Below are 15,229 nucleotides of genomic sequence, written 5' to 3'. Positions count from 1 at the left end.
ACCACTCCACGGGACTCTTACACGAGGCGGGCCAGGGTCCTGTGGATGACGCGCTCGGCCGCCCGCCGGACCTGGGCATGCTGGTCCGATGCGCACCGTTGCCGAGATGATCGCCGAGCTGGGGCACGTCGCGACGTGGTCCGAGCTGCAGCCGCACGTCACCCGCCGCGCCGTCACCGCAGCGATGACGCGTGGCGAGGTCGAGCGCCTGAGCCGCGACCGCTATGCCACGCCCGGACTTCACGCCGCGCGGCGCGAGGCGGAGCGGCACCACGGGGTCGTGTCGCACCTCAGCGCCGCGGTGCATCACGGGTTCAAGGTGCGCACCCCGCCGGCGCGTCCGCAGGTCACGGTGCCGCGCACGCACCACGTGACCCGGGCGGACGAGGACTGCTGCGAGATCAGGCTCCGGCACCTGGGGCCGGGCGACCACGCGCAGGGAGTCACCACGCCCCTGCGCACGGTGGTGGACTGCGCACGCGACCTGCCGTTCGAGGAGGCGCTGTGCGTCGCGGACTCCGCCTTGCGCTCGAGCCTGGTCACCCCGGACGACCTGGTCTCGCTCGCACGCCGCGCGCGAGGGCCAGGTGCCCGGGCGCTGAGGCGGGTGGCGCAGCAGGCAGACGGTGGCTCGTCCGGTCCGATGGAGACGGTGCTGCGGGTCATCTCCCTCGACCGCGGCCTCGACCTGTCGACCCAGCTGCAGATCGTGGATCACGGCTTGTTCGCGGTCGTGGATCTGGGTGACCCCGCCCTGCGGCTCGCCGTGGAGGCCGACTCGTTCGCCTGGCACGGCGATCGCCGGGCCCTGGATCGTGACTGTCGCCGCTACGACGAGCTCGTCGTGTGGGGGTGGACGGTCCTGCGGTTCAGCTGGGAGCAGGTGATGATCGACCGCGACTTCGTCGAGTGGTGCTTCACGCACGTCCTCGACGGGAGGGACGGCATCTCCCCGCCCGTCCCCCCGCGTCCGGGGCGTCGCCGCCGCCCACTGTGACCAACTGCTGCACATCGGATGGCGTCACCGACGAATTCCGTTGCAGCACAATGACTAGGTGCGAACGTGACCCCCTATCTGCAGCAGTTGGTCGCGCGGGAGCGACCACAGTGCCGGCTCGCCCGCCGGCCGCACGCCCGCCGGCCGCACGCACGCCCGCCCGCCGGACGCACGCACGCCAACGGCCCGCCCACACGAGGTGGACGGGCCGCCGGCCGGCAGGACGCGGGTCAGGCCGCGTTGTCGGCGTTGTCGGGGTTCTGCGCCCACAGGTCGGGGCCGAAGACCTCGTAGCTGATGTCCTCGGGCGCGACGCCCTTGTCGATCAGGGTGCGCCGCACGACCTGCATGAACGGCAGCGGGCCGCACATGAACACCTTGGCGCCCGAGGGGATCTCGGCGTCGGACAGGTCCATCAGGCCCGGCCGGGCGGGGTGGATGGTGGGGGCGGACTCCGCCTCCTCCTCGTACCAGAACTGACCGACGACGTCGTTCATCGCCTCGGCCTGCCCGCGCATGGAGGTGTAGAGCGCCTGCGTGGAGTGCGAGCGGTCGGCGTGGAAGACGCGGATCGAGCGGTGCGGCTGGCGCTGGGACAGGTCCTCGAGGATCGCCGCCATCGGGGTGATCCCGATGCCCGCGGAGACGAGCACCAGCGGTGCCTCGGACTCCTCGAGCACGACGTCGCCGGCGGGCTGGGAGACCTCGAGGACGGTCCCGACCTGCGCGTTGTCCGCGAGCCAGTTGCTGACCTGGCCGTCCGGCACGTCGTCGGCGCCGTGCACGCGCTTGATGGTGAGGCGGAAGGCCTCACGCCCGGGCACGCCGGAGATGGTGTACTGCCGCGGCTGGCGCTCGCCGCCGGGCAGGTCCACGGCGACGCCGACGTACTGACCGGTGCGGTGGGACGGCAGCTCCCCCTCCGCGGGCTTGATGACCAGTGAGAAGGATTCGGGCGTCTCGTCGTCGCGCTCGACCACGGTGTAGGGGCGATAGGGGTGCTCGGGGTCGGTCCCGCCGAGGGCGTAGAGCTTGCCCTCCTCCGCGATGAGCTGGCACGCGAACAGCCAGTACACCTCGTCCCACGCGGAGGCGATCTCGGGGGTGACGGCGTCGCCGAGGACGTCGCCGATGGCCCACATGAGGTGGTGGCCGACGATGGTGTACTCGTAGGACTTGATGCCGAGCGAGACGTGCTTGTGCGCGATGCGCTGCATGATCGGCGTGAAGTCGGGGGCGGCCGGGTCGATCAGGTGGACGGCGTAGGCGACGACCGACGCGGCCAGCGCCTTGGGCTGCTCACCGATGGCCTGGTTGGCCTTGTTGAACACCCGCATCAGCTCGGGGTGCGCCTCGAACATGTGCGGGTAGAACCGCTTGGTGATCTCCTCGGCGTGCTCGGCGACGACGCCGGCCGTGGCCTTGACGGTCTCGGTGGACTGCGGTGACAACATGTGGGGATTCTCCTCGCGTCCCGGCGTCAGCGCCGGGGAGTAATTACGGGATTTAGAGGAACAAAGGTCAGCGTAACGCCTTCGCTTGGCAGTCGCCCCTCGGAGTGGCATGGTTCCCTCATGCGTCTCCCTCTGACCCGTTCTGGGGCAATGGACTTCGTATGACGCACGCCCTGGCGCCTCGACTCGTTCCGCTCGGCGGCCCGCGGGCCATGACCGTCCGCCGCACGCTGCCCCACCGTGACCGGACCCTGGTGGGGCCGTGGTGCTTCGTCGACCACTACGGGCCCGACGACGTGGCGGTCACCGGCGGGATGCTCCTGCCGCCCCACCCGCACATCGGGCTGGCCACGGTGAGCTGGCTCTTCGACGGGGAGCTCGAGCACCGCGACAGCCTCGGCACCTCGGTGGTCGTGCGTCCCGGTGAGCTCAACCTGATGACCGCCGGCGACGGCATCGCCCACTCCGAGGTCTCGACGGACGCCACGACGACCCTGCGCGGCGCCCAGCTGTGGCTGGCCCTGCCCAGCGGATCCCGGGGCGTGGCACCGCGGTTCGAGCACCACGCCCCCACGCCCGAGCAGGACGAGCACGGCACGCTGCGCGTCGCGATCGGATCGCTCCAGGGGGTCACGTCTCCCGTCGAGGTCGAGTCGCCCACGGTGGCAGCGGAGCTCGTCGTCCGTCCCGAGGCGGAGCGCGCCGTGCGGCTGGACCCGGCATACGAGCACGCGGTCCTCGTCGACTGCGGGGTCGTGGTCGTCGACGGGCACGTCGTCGCGCCCGGCAGCCTCCGGCTCCTCGACGCGGGACGCACCAACCTCGGCGTGCGGGCCGGGGCCCACGGAGCGCGCCTGCTGCTGATCGGCGGGGAGCCGATGGACGAGTCCCTCGTCATGTGGTGGAACTTCGTCGGTGGCAGCGACGAGGAGGTGCGCGCCGCCCGCGCGGACTGGATGACGGCGATCGGCGCGGACGACGATGGTGACCGTCCTGAGCGGTTCGGTGCGGTGCCGGGATGGCCGGCCACGTCCGTCCTGCCCGCCCCCACCCTGCCGGCAGCGCCCATGCGCCCGCGCCCACCCCGGCGGTCATGAGCTCCACGAAGGACCCCTGGGACGGCCACCCGGACGTCGTGCGCCTGCTCGGTGCGCCACCGTCCCGCTGGGCCGACGTGGTCGGGCGGGTGCTCGACCCGAGCTGGCAGACGCTCGTGCTGGCGCTGGTGGTCTCGTTGCGCCACAGCCCCACGGTCGCGAGCGGGCTGGGGTGGGCGGTGGCCGCCACCACCTTCTGCGTGGTCGTGCCGTATGCCGTCCTGGCCGCCCTCGTCGGTCGCGGGCACGTCACGGACCGTCAGGTGGTGATCCGTGAGCAGCGCCGGATCCCGCTCCTCGCGGCGCTCGCCTCGGTGGTCGTGGGGCTGGTGACGCTCGCCCTCGTCGGCGCGCCCCGCCCGCTCGTCGCCCTGGTCGCGACGGTCCTGGTGGGCCTGCTCGTCCTCGGCGGCGTGTCCCGGTGGCACAAGGCGTCCTTCCACGCCGCCGTGACCACGGTGTCCGTCGTGGTGCTCACGCGCGAGCTCGGCCCGGGGTTCCTGCTGGTGGGGGTCCCCGTGCTGGCGCTCGCCGCCTGGGCTCGGGTCCGTGCGGGCAGGCACAGCCGCGCGCAGGTCGCGGTGGGTCTGGTGGTGGGGGTGCTCGTCACCGCCCTGATCGACCACACGACGATCTGAGTCGCCCGTCCAGCGCCGCCAGGCCGGGCCGGGCAGCCAGGCCAGGCCAGCGTCAGACGTCGTCGATCGAGGCGCCCTCGGTGACCAGCTGCTCCGCCCGCTCGTAGTCGTCGTCCGCCTCGTAGGTCAGCGCCCCGACGACGATCCCGTCCTGGGCATACCAGACGGTGAGCCCCCCCGGCCGCTCAGCGACCCGGACCTCGTCGAAGCCGTCGCCCCACGCCGCGTGCTTGAGCCACCGGTCACCGATCTGCGACCAGAAGCCCGGCACCGCGGTCCAGGACTCGTCCCCACCTGCGGCGTTGCGCCCCGCGATCTCGCCCATGGTCAGCGCGTCGCCCCAGTGCTCGACGTGCAGCGGACGCCCCGCGGCGGCGTTGTGGGCGCGGGTCACGTCGCCGGCCGCCCAGACGCCGTCGACCGAGGTGCGTAGCCGGTCGTCGACCACCACGCGCCCCTCGTGCGTCGAGATCCCCGTCCCCGCAAGGTAGTCCGTCGACGGGGCGACCCCCAGCGCAGCCAGGACGAGGTCGGGGGAGCGCGTCGTGCCGTCGGACAGGTGCACCTCGCGCGGCGCCCGCACGCTCGTGACCTCCACGCCGGTGACCAGCGCGACGCCCTCCTCGACCAGCCAGTCCTGGAGCAGCCGCGACGCCCGGTCGCCGAGCCGTGCGGCCTGGGGCGCCTGCTCGGTCGTGACGATCGTGACGTCGATGCCGCGCCGGGCCAGCGAGACGGCCGCCTCGCAGCCGATGAACCCCGACCCGATCACGACCGCCGACCGCTCATGGCTCGCCGCCTCCACCAGGCGCTCGGCGTCGGCGAGGCTGCGCAGCAGGTGCACGTCCGCGTCGGGGTCTGCGGTGGGCAGCCGGACGGGGGTGGCCCCCGAGGCGAGCACCAGTGCGTCATACGGGATCTCACGGCCCCCGGCGTGGATCACCCGGGCGTCGGGGTCGATGCGATCCACGTGGGCGCCGAGCTCGACGGTGATCCCGGTGAGCTCGGGGTCGGCGTCGTCGATCGCGACCGGCTCTGGGGGCAGATCCCCGCGCAGGACGTCCTTGCTGAGCGGGGGCCGCTGGTATGGCGGATGCCCGTCCGCCGTCACGACCAGCACCGGCCCGGGGCCACCGGCATCGCGATAGGCCTGGGCGGCCCTCACCCCCGCAGGTCCCGATCCGACGACGACCAGTCCGTGGCTCATGGCGGCTCCGCTCGTTCGATGCGTGTCCTCGGGAGGCGCGGTCGCGGTGCGCCGACCCTGTGTGCCTCGATCGCATACCCCGGCTGGGCCCCATCATCCGGCCCGCGTCCTCGGGCATCCCCGCGCTCGCAGCTCACGAACGCGCGATCCGGAGGCTCAGATCCGGACCTACGGGAGCTCCGAGCGCACGAATGGCCACCCGGTCCCGGCGCTGGGAGAGAAGAAAACCGGCCCTGGCCCGCGTTGCCGCGGATCAGAGCCGGTTGCTCAACTGGTCGGGGTGACAGGATTTGAACCTGCGACCTCGTCGTCCCGAACGACGCGCGCTACCAAGCTGCGCCACACCCCGTGTTGACTGACCGAGGATAGCCGACGAACGCCCCCGGACACGAATCGGTCCGGTCCGACGCCGACCGGCGCCGTCAGTCCCGAGCCCGGTCCCGCGCGCGCAGGGTGATCAGGGTCGCCTCGGGACGGCAGGCGAACCGCACGGGCGCGGTCGGGGACGTGCCGAAGCCCGCCGACACGTGCAGCCACGCGGCGTCGTCGGGCGCCTCGGACGACGGGGCGTTGTCGCAGCCGGGCCACCAGCGGGACAGGCCCTTGACCCGCTCGCGGCCGAGGTCGCAGTTGGTGACCAGCGCGCCGTAGAACGGGACGCACACCTGCCCGCCGTGCGTGTGACCGGCCATCACCAGGTCGGCACCGTCGCGCGTGAAGGCGTCCAGCGTGCGCAGGTACGGCGCGTGCGCCACCCCGATCGTGAGGGCGGCGTCGGGGTCGGCGGGCCCCGCGACCTCGTCATACCGGTCCCGCTCGATGTGCGGGTCGTCGACGCCGACCAGCTCGAGGTCCAGGCCCTCGACGCTCAGGTGGCCGCGGCGGTTGTTGAGGTTGAGCCAGCCGGCGTTCTCGAAGCCGCGCACGAGGTCCTGCGTCGGCAGCCGGGTGCGATCGCCCTCGACGCGGGCATGGTCGGAGGTGAAGTAGCGGAAGGGGTTCTTGATGACCGGCGCGAAGTAGTCGTTGGACCCCATCACGAAGGCGCCCGGCCGCTCCATCAGCGAGCCCATCGCGTCCAGCGCCGCGGGCACGGCCTGGAGGTGGGCGAGGTTGTCGCCGGTGTTGATCACCAGGTCCGGCTCGAGCGCGTCCAACGAGCGCACCCACTCGATTTTGCGCCGCTGCGACGGCACCAGGTGCATGTCGGACACGTGCAGGACGCGCAAGGGGGCGGAGCCACGCGGCAGCACGGGCGCGGTGACCCGCCGCAGCGTGAAGGAGTTGCGCTCGACCAACGAGGCATACGCGAGGGTGGCGGCTCCGGCCGCGGTGACGCCGGTGAGGGTGCGCGCGAGAGTGTTCATCACGGCCATGCTCCCAGACATCCAGCCCGTATGACGGCCCGACGTCATCTCGGGTGACCGCACGGTGGCGGGGGAGGACACTGGTGCCCATGAGCACTCTGAAGCAGACCCTCCAGCACGACCTGACCGAGGCGATGCGCGCCCGCGACCAGGTCCGCACCGCCACGCTGCGCATGGCGCTGACCGCCGTGACGACCGCCGAGGTGGCGGGGGAGCACCACGAGCTGACCGATGCCGACGTCCTCAAGGTCCTGACCAAGGAGGCCAAGAAGCGGACGGACGCGGTCGAGGCCTACCAGGCGGCGGGACGGCCGGAGCTCGCGGAGGTCGAGGAGGCCGAGCGCGCGGTGCTCGAGGGCTATCTGCCGGCGCAGCTGGACGACGCGGCCATCGACGCGCTGGTCGCCGAGGCCGTGACCGAGACGGGCGCGACCGGTATGCCGCAGATGGGCCAGGTCATGAAGGCCGCCCAGGCCAAGGCGGCGGGGCAGGCCGAGGGCGGACGGATCGCCGCAGCCGTGAAGCGGGCCCTCGCCTCCTGACGGGTCGCCGCTCCCGGACCGCGCCGCTCCGCCCGGTCGTCGTCGTCGTCGAGGTTCTGGCGTTCGTGGTGTCCAGCAGCGGCCGTGGCACCGGATGGCGGTTGTGGCGTGCTGCAGCACGCCGCGTGCACTGGCCGTCGCCACAGGAACCGGTCGCCGCCACCGGCGCAGCACGCGCGAGGCGCCCGCCCCCACGTGGGGGCGGGCGCCTCGGCATACGGGCTCGTCCTGTGCTTCATCCGCCCGACCCGGGTGCTAAGGCGGGCTGATGTGCCTACCTGAGGTAGGTCAGGGCGCCGGGGGAGCCGCGGGGGGTGCTGCTGGGGGTGCGGCCGCGCGGTTGGCGGTGGGCGCGCGGGGGGTCGAGCGGACGCCGGTGGAGATGCGGAGCGTCACCGCGCTGCCCTTGGGGGCGCGATCCGTCGGGCGGGTGCGGGCGACCGTGCCGCGGGGGTAGCCGCTGGCGACGCGACCGCCCACGGTGACCCGGAAGCCGGCCGCCTCGATCGCGCTCGTGGCCTCGTCGACCGACATGCCCCGGACGTCCGGGATGTCGACGGTGCGTCCGTCGTCGGCGGGCTGAGCGGCCTGGCCGAACGGAACGACCGGCTTGCCGTCGTGCGCGGCCCGCATGACGCCCTGCCAGATCGGGCCGGGGATCAGGTAGCCCATGGCCTTCGGGTAGTAGCGCGCGTTCCCGTCGACGGAGTGCAGGCGCATGCGGGCCCAGGACCCGTTGTTCTGGTCGGGGGTGCCCGCCCAGACGGCGGTGGAGTACTGCGGGGTGGCGCCGACGAACCAGGTCTCGTTGTCGGCGTCGGTGCCGGTCTTGCCGATGGACGGGCGGCCGATCTGGACGGGACGGCCCGTGCCCTCGGTCATGACGGTCTGGAAGATCCCGGCGGCCTGGTTGGCGATGCCTTCCTCCAGCACGCGGCGGCATCCCGGCAGCTGCAGGTCGACCTTCTTGCCGTCGCTGTCGGTGACCGACTCGAGCGGCGTGTTGGGGCAGGAGATGCCGCGGTTGGCGACGATGGCGTACATCTGGGCCATGGTCTCGGGGCTGGCGTCCTCACCGAGGAGCAGGGTGGGGGGATAGGTGCTGAGCGGCTTGCCGTCCTGGGAGCCGTCCTCGGCCGAGCGGCGCGAGTTGTGCATCCCCATGGCGAGCGCCGTGTTGCGGATGTTGCAGGTGCCGATGTCGGCGGCCAGCGCGACGAAGGCGGTGTTGATCGAGTTGCGCGTGGCGATCCCGATGTCCGCTCCGGGCGGGGGGTCGTCACCCTCGGCGTTGCCCGGTGTCCAGGGCGCGCCGGCACCCGTGGTGCAGCCGTTCTGGAAGTCACGGGGGTACCAGGGGGTGCCCGGGGGGCGGATGTCCGGGATGACATAGCTCTCGCCCTTGCCCTGCTTGAGGGCTTCGATCACGGCGAAGAGCTTCATGGTTGAGCCGACGCTGAAGCCGCCCGAGGCGCCGTAGCGGAAGTCCGCGCCCCAGTTGACCTGGGTCTTGCCCGGCTCCGGCTTGCCGGTCGGGTTGTAGCTCGTCGACTGGACCATCGCGCGGATCTTGCCGGTGTTGGACTCGATCGTGGTCGCGGCCGCGCCGAACGTCGGGTAGTCCTGCGGCGAGATGATCCGGCCCATGGACTCGGCGGCGCGCTCCTGCAGGTCGGGGTCGAGGGTCGTCACGATGCGGTAGCCGCCGCGGCGGATCCGACCCTCGCGCTCGTTGGGCTGCGTGCCGAAGGCCGGCAGCGTCTTGAGGTAGTTGACGACGTAGTTGCACCAGTAGGGGTAGCTCGACGCGGCGCAGCTGTTCTTGGGCGGGTCGGCCTTGATGACACCCAGGGGCGAGGCCTTGGCGGTCTTGAGCTGGGTCGCGTCGATGTAGCCGTACCGGTGCATCGCGTCCAGCACGACGTTGCGGCGGGTGAGAGCGGCCTTGGGGTTCTTGACGGGGTCGTTGGCGCCCGGCTGCTGGACGACACCGGCGAGGGTCGCGGCCTGCGGGATCGTCAGCTTGGCCGCCGTGGTCCTGAAGTAGTGCCGCGCAGCGGCCTCCACGCCATACGCCTGGTCCCCGAAGTAGACCAGGTTGAGGTAGTTCTGCAGGATCTGCTCCTTGGTCATCTCCTTCTCGACCTGGGCGGCGTACTTGAGCTCCTGCAGCTTGCGGGAGGCCGTCACGGCCTTGGCCGCCTTGGCCGCCTTGGTGTCGCCGCGATCCAGGGCAGCCTTCTCGAGGGTGACCTTGACGTACTGCTGCGTGAGGGTCGAGGCGCCGCGGGCGGTCCCGCCCAGCGCCGCGCCGGCGACCGCCGAGCCGATGCCCTCGAGGTCGACGCCCCCGTGCTCGTAGAAGCGGTGGTCCTCGATCGACACCTGCGCCTTCTGCATCCACGGCGAGATCGCGCTCAGCGGCACGACGATGCGGTTCTCGCTGTAGAGCGTGGCGATGACGGTCTTGCCGTCGGAGGCGAGCAGCTCGGACTGCTGCTGAGGCACCACGGAGGTGAACTCCGTGGGAAGAGCTTCGTAGACCTCCGTGCCGGACTTGACGACGGTCCCCATCATCGCCGTGGCTGGGATGAGCAGCCCCGCCCCGAGGAACCCACCGACCACGGAGACGGCGAGGAATGCCGCCAACAGGCTCATCACGGTGGGGATGGCGCTCAGTCGTCCCTGCTTCATGGGCCCAGCGTACTTTTTTTCGCTCCACCCGTAACTCACCGCCGGGGGGCGCGTTTACAGCACAGAAGACACCAACCGCAGCACGTGTGACTAGTCCTTGTGATCGACCGTAACCCCCCGGACGAGCCATGTGTCGCGAACCGAAGAACACCTACCCTTACGGGTGAAGACTGGGAGGCTTTCGACATGACTGTTCTGACTGCGCGCTCTGGTGAGCGCGCCGGCCAGCAGTGGATCCAGGAGTGGGCACCGCTCGGCAACTGCGTGGCTCAGGACCCCGACGCGTTGTTCGTCCAGGGAGCCGCCCAGCAGCAGGCCAAGCAGATCTGCGTCGGGTGCCCGGTCATCGCCGATTGCCTGGCCGACGCCCTCGACAACCGCACGGAGTTCGGTGTGTGGGGCGGCATGACCGAGCGCGAGCGCCGTGCCCTGCTCAAGCGCCGCCCGGACGTCCAGTCGTGGCGTCCCGTGCTCGAGGCGATGCTCAACCGCAGCAACCCCAACAAGGTCGCCTGACCCGCACCTCACGCACGCCGACCGGCTCGACGAGGGTGCGTCAGCCCGCGAGGGACGCCCCCACCCGCCGCAGCGCGGCGAGGTCGTGCACGTCCGTCGCCTCCGCGGCCGCCACGCTGACCAGCAGGCCGGGGCGGCTCGACCGCAGCTCCGCCAGCACCTGCGCGTGGCGCTCCGCCACCCGGTCCGACGCAGCCCCCACCCGCAGCAGTGCCCGGGCCGCCCGGGCCGCCCCAGCCTCCTGACTCCCTCCCGTCAGGCGCTCCGCGGCCGCGTCCGCCCCTCGTGCGTCCAGCGTCCCCGTCGCTGGGCGCACGAGCCGGTTGAGGACCAGCGCGGCGGCCGGCATCCCCTCGGACCGCAGGCGCCGCAGGAAGTAGTCCGCCTCGCGCAGCGCCGTCACCTCGGGCGTCGCCACCACCACGAACGCCGTGCCCGGCTCCGAGAGCCGGGCATAGGTCTGCTCGGCGCGCTCGCGGAAGCCGCCGAACATCGTGTCCAGCGCCGTCACGAAGGTCTGCACGTCCCCGAGCAGCTGCGTCCCCAGCACCTTGGACAGCACCCCCGACACCAGCGCCATCCCGCCCCCGAGCGCCCGCACGCCGACCCGTCCCCCGAGTCGTGCGGGGGCGGTGAGCAGCCGGATCAGCCGTCCGTCGAGGAAGGACCCGAGCCGCTCGGGCGCGTCCAGGAAGTCCAGCGCGGACCGGCTCGGGGGCGTGTCGACGACGATCAGGTCCCACGTGCCGTCGCGCTCGGCCAGTGTGCGGAGCTGGCCGAGCTTCTCCATCGCCATGTACTCCTGCGTGCCCGCGAACGAGCTCGACACCGACTGGTAGAAGGGGTTGGCGAGGATCTGCTCGGCGGCCTCCGGCGTCGCGTGCGCCACGACGACCTCGTCGAAGGTCCGTTTCATGTCGAGCATCATCGCGTCCAGGCGCCCGCCCCGCGTCTCGTCGATGCCGACCACGGTCCGGGGGCGGTCGTCGAGCTCGGACAGCCCGAGCGACTGGGCGAGCCGGCGCGCCGGGTCGATGGTGAGCACGACCACGCGGCGCCCGGCCTCGGCGGCGTGCAGGGCGAGGGCCGCGGACGTCGTGGTCTTGCCCACCCCGCCCGAGCCGCAGCAGAGCACCACGCGGGTGGCCGGGTCCCGGACCAGGGCGGCGAGGTCCGAGGCCGTATGCCGGGCGCCGGGGCGGGGCGGGGTCGTCATACGAGCGCTCCGACCTGCGAGGTGAGCGCGGCCGCGAGCCGGGGGAGGGTGCGCGGACCGGCGCCGCCCTCGAGCGTGGGCAGCAGGACGGTGGGGAGCTCCAGGGCGTCGAGGATCTCCTGCTGCTCGCCCTCGGCCAGGAGTCGCTCGGCGTGACCGCGGGCGTGCTCGAGGAGCCGGCGGGCGGTCTCGTCGGGGTCGGGGACCTGCGCCGCGCGCAGCTCCTCGGCGATGGCCGTCAGGTCGACGTCGCCGTCGACCGCCGCGTGGAAGGCGTCGAGGTCGTCCTCGCCGAGCCCGTCGTCGCGGACCTGGTTGACCACGAGCAGACCCGTGCGCAGGCCCGCGGCCCGCAGCTCGGTGATCGCCTCGACGGTCTCGGTCACGGGCATCTCCTCGAGGACCGTCACGAGGTGGACCACGGTCTGGTCCGAGTGGACGACCGCCGTGACCGCGTCGGCCTGCGCCTTGATCGGCCCCACGCGCGCCAGGTCGGCGACCTCGGCGTTGGCCTCGAGGAAGCGGACCACCCGACCGGTCGGCGGCGCGTCCACGACGACCACGTCATAGCTCTCGGGCGTGCCGCGACGCCGCTGGTGGCGGGGGGTGCGGCGGGTGGCCTCGTAGAGCTTGCCCATCACCAGCACGTCCCCGAGGCCCGGCGCGATGCTGGTCGCCAGGTCGACGGCACCCACCTGGTCCAGCACCGTCCCGGCGGGGCCGAGGTGGTAGTGGACGCGGAGGTACTCCATCAGCGAGGCCCGCGCATCGACCGCCAGCGCGTGCAGCTCGCCGCCCGCCGGCGTCACGTGCACCAGGCGCTCGTGGTCGTCGAGCGGGCTGCACCCGAGCACGGGGGCCAACGCCTGACGCTGCTCGACCTCGGCCAGCAGCACCCGGCGCCCGGACTCGGCCAGCGCCGTGGCCATCGCCGCCGCCACCGTCGTCTTGCCGGTGCCGCCCTTGCCGGTGACCACGTGCAGCCGGGCCTCGCGCCAGGCGTCCGGCCAGAGGTCGGGGGTGGGCGCGGTCGGCATACGGCTGATGCTAGTGCTGTGACCCTCGGCCGTGGTCGCTAGAGTGCGGGCATGACCACCTGGGAGTACGCCACCGTGCCGTTGATCGTCCACGCCACCAAGCAGATCCTCGACCAGTGGGGGCAGGACGGGTGGGAGCTCGTCACCGTCCTGCAGTCGGGCGAGGGCAACCTCGTCGCCTACCTCAAGCGCCCCAAGCAGGACTGACGAGGAGTCGCGCCATGAGTGCAGTCGAGGATCGTCTCGCCGAGCTCGGGCTCAGCGTCCCCGACGTCGCCGCCCCCGTCGCGGCCTACGTCCCGGCGCTGCGCGACGGCCGGCGCATCCACACCTCCGGGCAGCTGCCGATGGTCCAGGGCTCGCTCGCCGAGACCGGCAAGGTCGGCGAGGGCGACGGGCTCGTGAGCCCCGAGCGCGCCAAGGAGCTCGCGCAGGTGTGCGCCCTCAACGCCATCGCCGCCGTGAAGTCGGTCGTGGGTGACCTCGACCAGGTCGCGCAGGTCGTCAAGGTGGTCGGGTTCGTCGCGAGCGACCCGTCCTTCACCGGCCAGCCCGGCGTCGTCAACGGCGCGAGCGAGCTGCTCGGGCATGCCTTCGGCGACCGCGGGGTGCACGCGCGGTCCGCGGTCGGGGTGGCCGTCCTGCCGCTCGACGCGCCGGTCGAGGTCGAGATCACCGTCGCGCTCGCCGACGACTGAGGACGTGATGGGCGACCAGGGCGGGGTCGTGCGCGACTTCCCCGCGGGCGGGCTCGGGACGCGCGCCCGCGCGTGGCTCGACGGCGACGCCGAGGTGCGTCGGCACCAGGTCCCGCGGTATGCCGCCACGGTGCAGCTGGTCCGCGACGCGTCCGTGAGCGGGGCCGCCGACGACGAGTCATCGTGCGGCGTCGAGGTGTTCATGCTGCGCCGTGTCGCCTCGATGGCGTTCGCCCCCCGCATGATGGTCTTTCCCGGCGGCGGGGTGGACCCGCGCGACGCCGACCCCGCCCTGGTCGCCGAGCACTGGGCCGGGCCCTCGCCCGCGTCCTGGGCGGCTCGGATGGACTGCCCCGACGACGTCGCCCAGCAGCTCGTCGTGGCCGCGGTGCGCGAGGTGTTCGAGGAGTGCGGGGTGCTGCTGGCGGGGCCCGACGCGACCACCGTCGTCGAGGACGTGCGCGACGCGGGGTGGCACGCCGACCGGGTCGCGCTCGAGGCCCGCGAGCTGTCGTTCACCGAGCTGCTGCGGCGCCGTGGGCTCGTGCTGCGGTCCGACCTGCTGTCCTATCGCGCTCACTGGGTGACCCCGGAGTTCGAGCCGCGGCGCTACGACACGGCGTTCTTCGCGGCGCTGCTGCCGGTCGGGCAGGTCCCCGACGACGCGACCTCCGAGGCCGACGCCGCGGGGTGGTGGCGTCCGGCGGACGTGCTCGCCGGCGCGCGTGACGGCTCGGTGCTCATGCTGCCGCCCACCCTGGTGGCTGTCGAGCAGCTGGCGGGCGCCGCGTCCTCGGCCTCGTTCGTCGCCGAGGAGCCCCTGGTCTGGTCGATCTCGCCCGACCTGGTCGAGGACGACGAGGGGCGGATCTGGATGCGCGCTCGGGTGCCCGACACCGGAGCCCGCTCGTGACCGCCCCTGGCACCCGCCTGGTGCAGCCGCCACCGACCGCCACGCCCTGGCTCGGCGGTGCCGTGACCTCGCGGGCAACCTGTGTCCTCGCCCCCAACCCCAGCCCGATGACCCTGGACGGCACCAACACGTGGGTGCTCGCGGAGCCGGGCAGCGGTGCCGTGGCGGTCGTGGACCCAGGGCCGCTGGACGAGCAGCACCTGCGCGCCGTGATCTCGCTCGTCGAGGAGCGCGGCGCCCGCGTCACCCACACCCTGCTTACCCACGGCCACGCCGACCACGCCGAGGGTGCAGGCAGGTTCGCCGAGCTCACGGGCACCCGGGTGCAGGCGATCGGGGACGGTCACCACGACCTGCGCGAGGGCTCGGTGCTGCACGTCGGTGACCTCGAGGTGGCCGTCCTGGCGACGCCGGGCCACACGTCCGACTCCGTGTCCTTCGTGCTCCCGGCCGACAACACCGTGCTGACCGGCGACACCGTGCTGGGTCGCGGCACCACGGTCGTGGCGCACCCCGACGGCGTGCTCGCCGACTACCTCGCCTCGCTGCGGCGCCTCCGGTCGCTGACCGGCAGCGGCGCCGTCACCCGGATCCTGCCCGGGCACGGGCCGACGGTCGACGCGGCGGACGAGGCCGTCGCCTACTACCTGCGGCACCGCGCCGACCGGCTCGACCAGGTGCGCGCCGCCCTCGCCGCCGGAGACACCACCGCCGACGAGGTGGTCGAGCGGGTGTATGCCGACGTGCCGCGCGAGGTCTGGCCCGCGGCCCGGCTCAGCGTGCTCGCCCAGATCGCTTACCTGCCCACCAGCCCTGATGCCGCGGCCGTCACCGACGGGTAGCGACCCGCGAG

The 15,229-nt window shown here is 72.9% G+C and carries 15 protein-coding genes and 1 tRNA gene; 9 read left to right on the top strand and 7 right to left on the bottom strand.

All coding sequences use genetic code 11. The features are described from left to right. Positions 1 to 88 precede the first annotated feature (88 nt). Positions 89 to 997, top strand: a complete 909-nt coding sequence (locus B4K29_RS01515) for a DUF559 domain-containing protein (RefSeq protein ID WP_239264240.1) — start codon at positions 89 to 91, stop codon at positions 995 to 997. 230 nt (positions 998 to 1,227) lie between these two features. Here B4K29_RS01515 and B4K29_RS01510 read toward each other — a convergent pair whose 3' ends face one another. Next, positions 1,228 to 2,451, bottom strand: a complete 1,224-nt coding sequence (locus B4K29_RS01510; RefSeq protein ID WP_029211753.1) for a globin domain-containing protein — start codon at positions 2,449 to 2,451, stop codon at positions 1,228 to 1,230. A gap of 161 nt (positions 2,452 to 2,612) precedes the next feature. On the opposite strand from B4K29_RS01510, the gene B4K29_RS01505 reads away from it, so the two are divergent. After that, positions 2,613 to 3,548, top strand: a complete 936-nt coding sequence (locus B4K29_RS01505) for a pirin family protein (protein WP_029211754.1) — start codon at positions 2,613 to 2,615, stop codon at positions 3,546 to 3,548. Further along, on the top strand, positions 3,545 to 4,186 hold the full coding sequence (locus tag B4K29_RS01500) for a phosphoesterase PA-phosphatase (protein WP_156911357.1): 642 nt from the start codon (positions 3,545 to 3,547) through the stop codon (positions 4,184 to 4,186). The genes B4K29_RS01505 and B4K29_RS01500 overlap by 4 nt, the downstream gene beginning before the upstream one ends. A 52-nt stretch (positions 4,187 to 4,238) precedes the next feature. Here the strand turns inward: B4K29_RS01500 and B4K29_RS01495 are convergent, their stop codons facing one another. From B4K29_RS01495 to B4K29_RS01485, 3 genes are all read right to left on the bottom strand, one after another. Continuing rightward, positions 4,239 to 5,393 carry an NAD(P)/FAD-dependent oxidoreductase gene (locus B4K29_RS01495; RefSeq protein WP_286960048.1) on the bottom strand — a complete coding sequence of 385 codons (1,155 nt, stop codon included), beginning with the start codon at positions 5,391 to 5,393 and terminating at the stop codon, positions 4,239 to 4,241. Positions 5,394 to 5,665: 272 nt separating this feature from the next. Next, a tRNA-Pro gene (locus B4K29_RS01490) sits at positions 5,666 to 5,742 on the bottom strand. 73 nt (positions 5,743 to 5,815) lie between these two features. Further along, positions 5,816 to 6,760, bottom strand: a complete 945-nt coding sequence (locus B4K29_RS01485; RefSeq protein WP_286960049.1) for a metallophosphoesterase — start codon at positions 6,758 to 6,760, stop codon at positions 5,816 to 5,818. Positions 6,761 to 6,849: 89 nt separating this feature from the next. Between B4K29_RS01485 and B4K29_RS01480 the strand changes: the two genes are divergently transcribed. After that, positions 6,850 to 7,302 carry a GatB/YqeY domain-containing protein gene (locus B4K29_RS01480; protein ID WP_029211758.1) on the top strand — a complete coding sequence of 151 codons (453 nt, stop codon included), beginning with the start codon at positions 6,850 to 6,852 and terminating at the stop codon, positions 7,300 to 7,302. Between the two features lie 288 nt (positions 7,303 to 7,590). Here B4K29_RS01480 and B4K29_RS01475 read toward each other — a convergent pair whose 3' ends face one another. Continuing rightward, a complete protein-coding gene (locus tag B4K29_RS01475) occupies positions 7,591 to 9,996 on the bottom strand; it encodes a penicillin-binding protein (protein WP_029211759.1) in 2,406 nt (801 codons plus the stop codon). Between the two features lie 186 nt (positions 9,997 to 10,182). Here B4K29_RS01475 and B4K29_RS01470 point away from each other — a divergent pair, with 186 nt between their 5' ends. Beyond that, positions 10,183 to 10,512: a WhiB family transcriptional regulator gene (locus B4K29_RS01470; protein WP_034252972.1), complete on the top strand. Its 330-nt coding sequence runs from the start codon at positions 10,183 to 10,185 to the stop codon at positions 10,510 to 10,512. A 40-nt stretch (positions 10,513 to 10,552) separates the two neighbouring features. On the opposite strand, the gene B4K29_RS01465 is transcribed toward B4K29_RS01470, so the two are convergent. Together B4K29_RS01465 and B4K29_RS01460 are read right to left on the bottom strand one after the other, a co-directional pair. Further along, on the bottom strand, positions 10,553 to 11,728 hold the full coding sequence (locus tag B4K29_RS01465) for an ArsA family ATPase (protein WP_286966251.1): 1,176 nt from the start codon (positions 11,726 to 11,728) through the stop codon (positions 10,553 to 10,555). Then, positions 11,725 to 12,765 (bottom strand): ArsA-related P-loop ATPase, encoded by a 1,041-nt coding sequence (locus tag B4K29_RS01460; protein WP_286960053.1) that lies wholly within the window; start codon positions 12,763 to 12,765, stop codon positions 11,725 to 11,727. The genes B4K29_RS01465 and B4K29_RS01460 overlap by 4 nt, the downstream gene beginning before the upstream one ends. Before the next feature lie 51 nt (positions 12,766 to 12,816). On the opposite strand from B4K29_RS01460, the gene B4K29_RS01455 reads away from it, so the two are divergent. From B4K29_RS01455 to B4K29_RS01440, 4 genes are read left to right on the top strand one after another with little or no spacing between them, the layout of a single operon-like run. Next, positions 12,817 to 12,972 carry a hypothetical protein gene (locus B4K29_RS01455; RefSeq protein ID WP_286960054.1) on the top strand — a complete coding sequence of 52 codons (156 nt, stop codon included), beginning with the start codon at positions 12,817 to 12,819 and terminating at the stop codon, positions 12,970 to 12,972. A gap of 14 nt (positions 12,973 to 12,986) precedes the next feature. Next, a complete protein-coding gene (locus tag B4K29_RS01450) occupies positions 12,987 to 13,463 on the top strand; it encodes a RidA family protein (protein WP_286960055.1) in 477 nt (158 codons plus the stop codon). A gap of 7 nt (positions 13,464 to 13,470) precedes the next feature. Beyond that, entirely contained in the window at positions 13,471 to 14,376 is a 906-nt protein-coding gene (locus B4K29_RS01445) for an NUDIX hydrolase (RefSeq protein ID WP_019285158.1), read from the top strand. Then, a complete protein-coding gene (locus B4K29_RS01440) occupies positions 14,373 to 15,218 on the top strand; it encodes an MBL fold metallo-hydrolase (protein ID WP_376786868.1) in 846 nt (281 codons plus the stop codon). Before B4K29_RS01445 ends, B4K29_RS01440 begins: the two co-directional genes overlap by 4 nt. Positions 15,219 to 15,229 lie beyond the last annotated feature (11 nt).

It is taken from the genome of Arsenicicoccus sp. UBA6765 (assembly GCF_002453335.1).
GTDB lineage: Bacteria > Actinomycetota > Actinomycetes > Actinomycetales > Dermatophilaceae > Arsenicicoccus > Arsenicicoccus bolidensis.
The sequence above is the reverse complement of the archived record's forward strand: the minus strand, read 5'-3'. Positions and strand labels throughout refer to the sequence as shown.

Coding starts and splice junctions, on each gene's coding strand:
- B4K29_RS01515 (WP_239264240.1), top strand. CDS start 89: ATGCGCACCGTTGCCGAGATGATCGCCGAGCTGGGGCACGTCGCGACG.
- B4K29_RS01510 (WP_029211753.1), bottom strand. CDS start 2,451: ATGTTGTCACCGCAGTCCACCGAGACCGTCAAGGCCACGGCCGGCGTC.
- B4K29_RS01505 (WP_029211754.1), top strand. CDS start 2,613: ATGACGCACGCCCTGGCGCCTCGACTCGTTCCGCTCGGCGGCCCGCGG.
- B4K29_RS01500 (WP_156911357.1), top strand. CDS start 3,545: ATGAGCTCCACGAAGGACCCCTGGGACGGCCACCCGGACGTCGTGCGC.
- B4K29_RS01495 (WP_286960048.1), bottom strand. CDS start 5,393: ATGAGCCACGGACTGGTCGTCGTCGGATCGGGACCTGCGGGGGTGAGG.
- B4K29_RS01485 (WP_286960049.1), bottom strand. CDS start 6,760: ATGAACACTCTCGCGCGCACCCTCACCGGCGTCACCGCGGCCGGAGCC.
- B4K29_RS01480 (WP_029211758.1), top strand. CDS start 6,850: ATGAGCACTCTGAAGCAGACCCTCCAGCACGACCTGACCGAGGCGATG.
- B4K29_RS01475 (WP_029211759.1), bottom strand. CDS start 9,996: ATGAAGCAGGGACGACTGAGCGCCATCCCCACCGTGATGAGCCTGTTG.
- B4K29_RS01470 (WP_034252972.1), top strand. CDS start 10,183: ATGACTGTTCTGACTGCGCGCTCTGGTGAGCGCGCCGGCCAGCAGTGG.
- B4K29_RS01465 (WP_286966251.1), bottom strand. CDS start 11,728: ATGACGACCCCGCCCCGCCCCGGCGCCCGGCATACGGCCTCGGACCTC.
- B4K29_RS01460 (WP_286960053.1), bottom strand. CDS start 12,765: ATGCCGACCGCGCCCACCCCCGACCTCTGGCCGGACGCCTGGCGCGAG.
- B4K29_RS01455 (WP_286960054.1), top strand. CDS start 12,817: ATGACCACCTGGGAGTACGCCACCGTGCCGTTGATCGTCCACGCCACC.
- B4K29_RS01450 (WP_286960055.1), top strand. CDS start 12,987: ATGAGTGCAGTCGAGGATCGTCTCGCCGAGCTCGGGCTCAGCGTCCCC.
- B4K29_RS01445 (WP_019285158.1), top strand. CDS start 13,471: ATGGGCGACCAGGGCGGGGTCGTGCGCGACTTCCCCGCGGGCGGGCTC.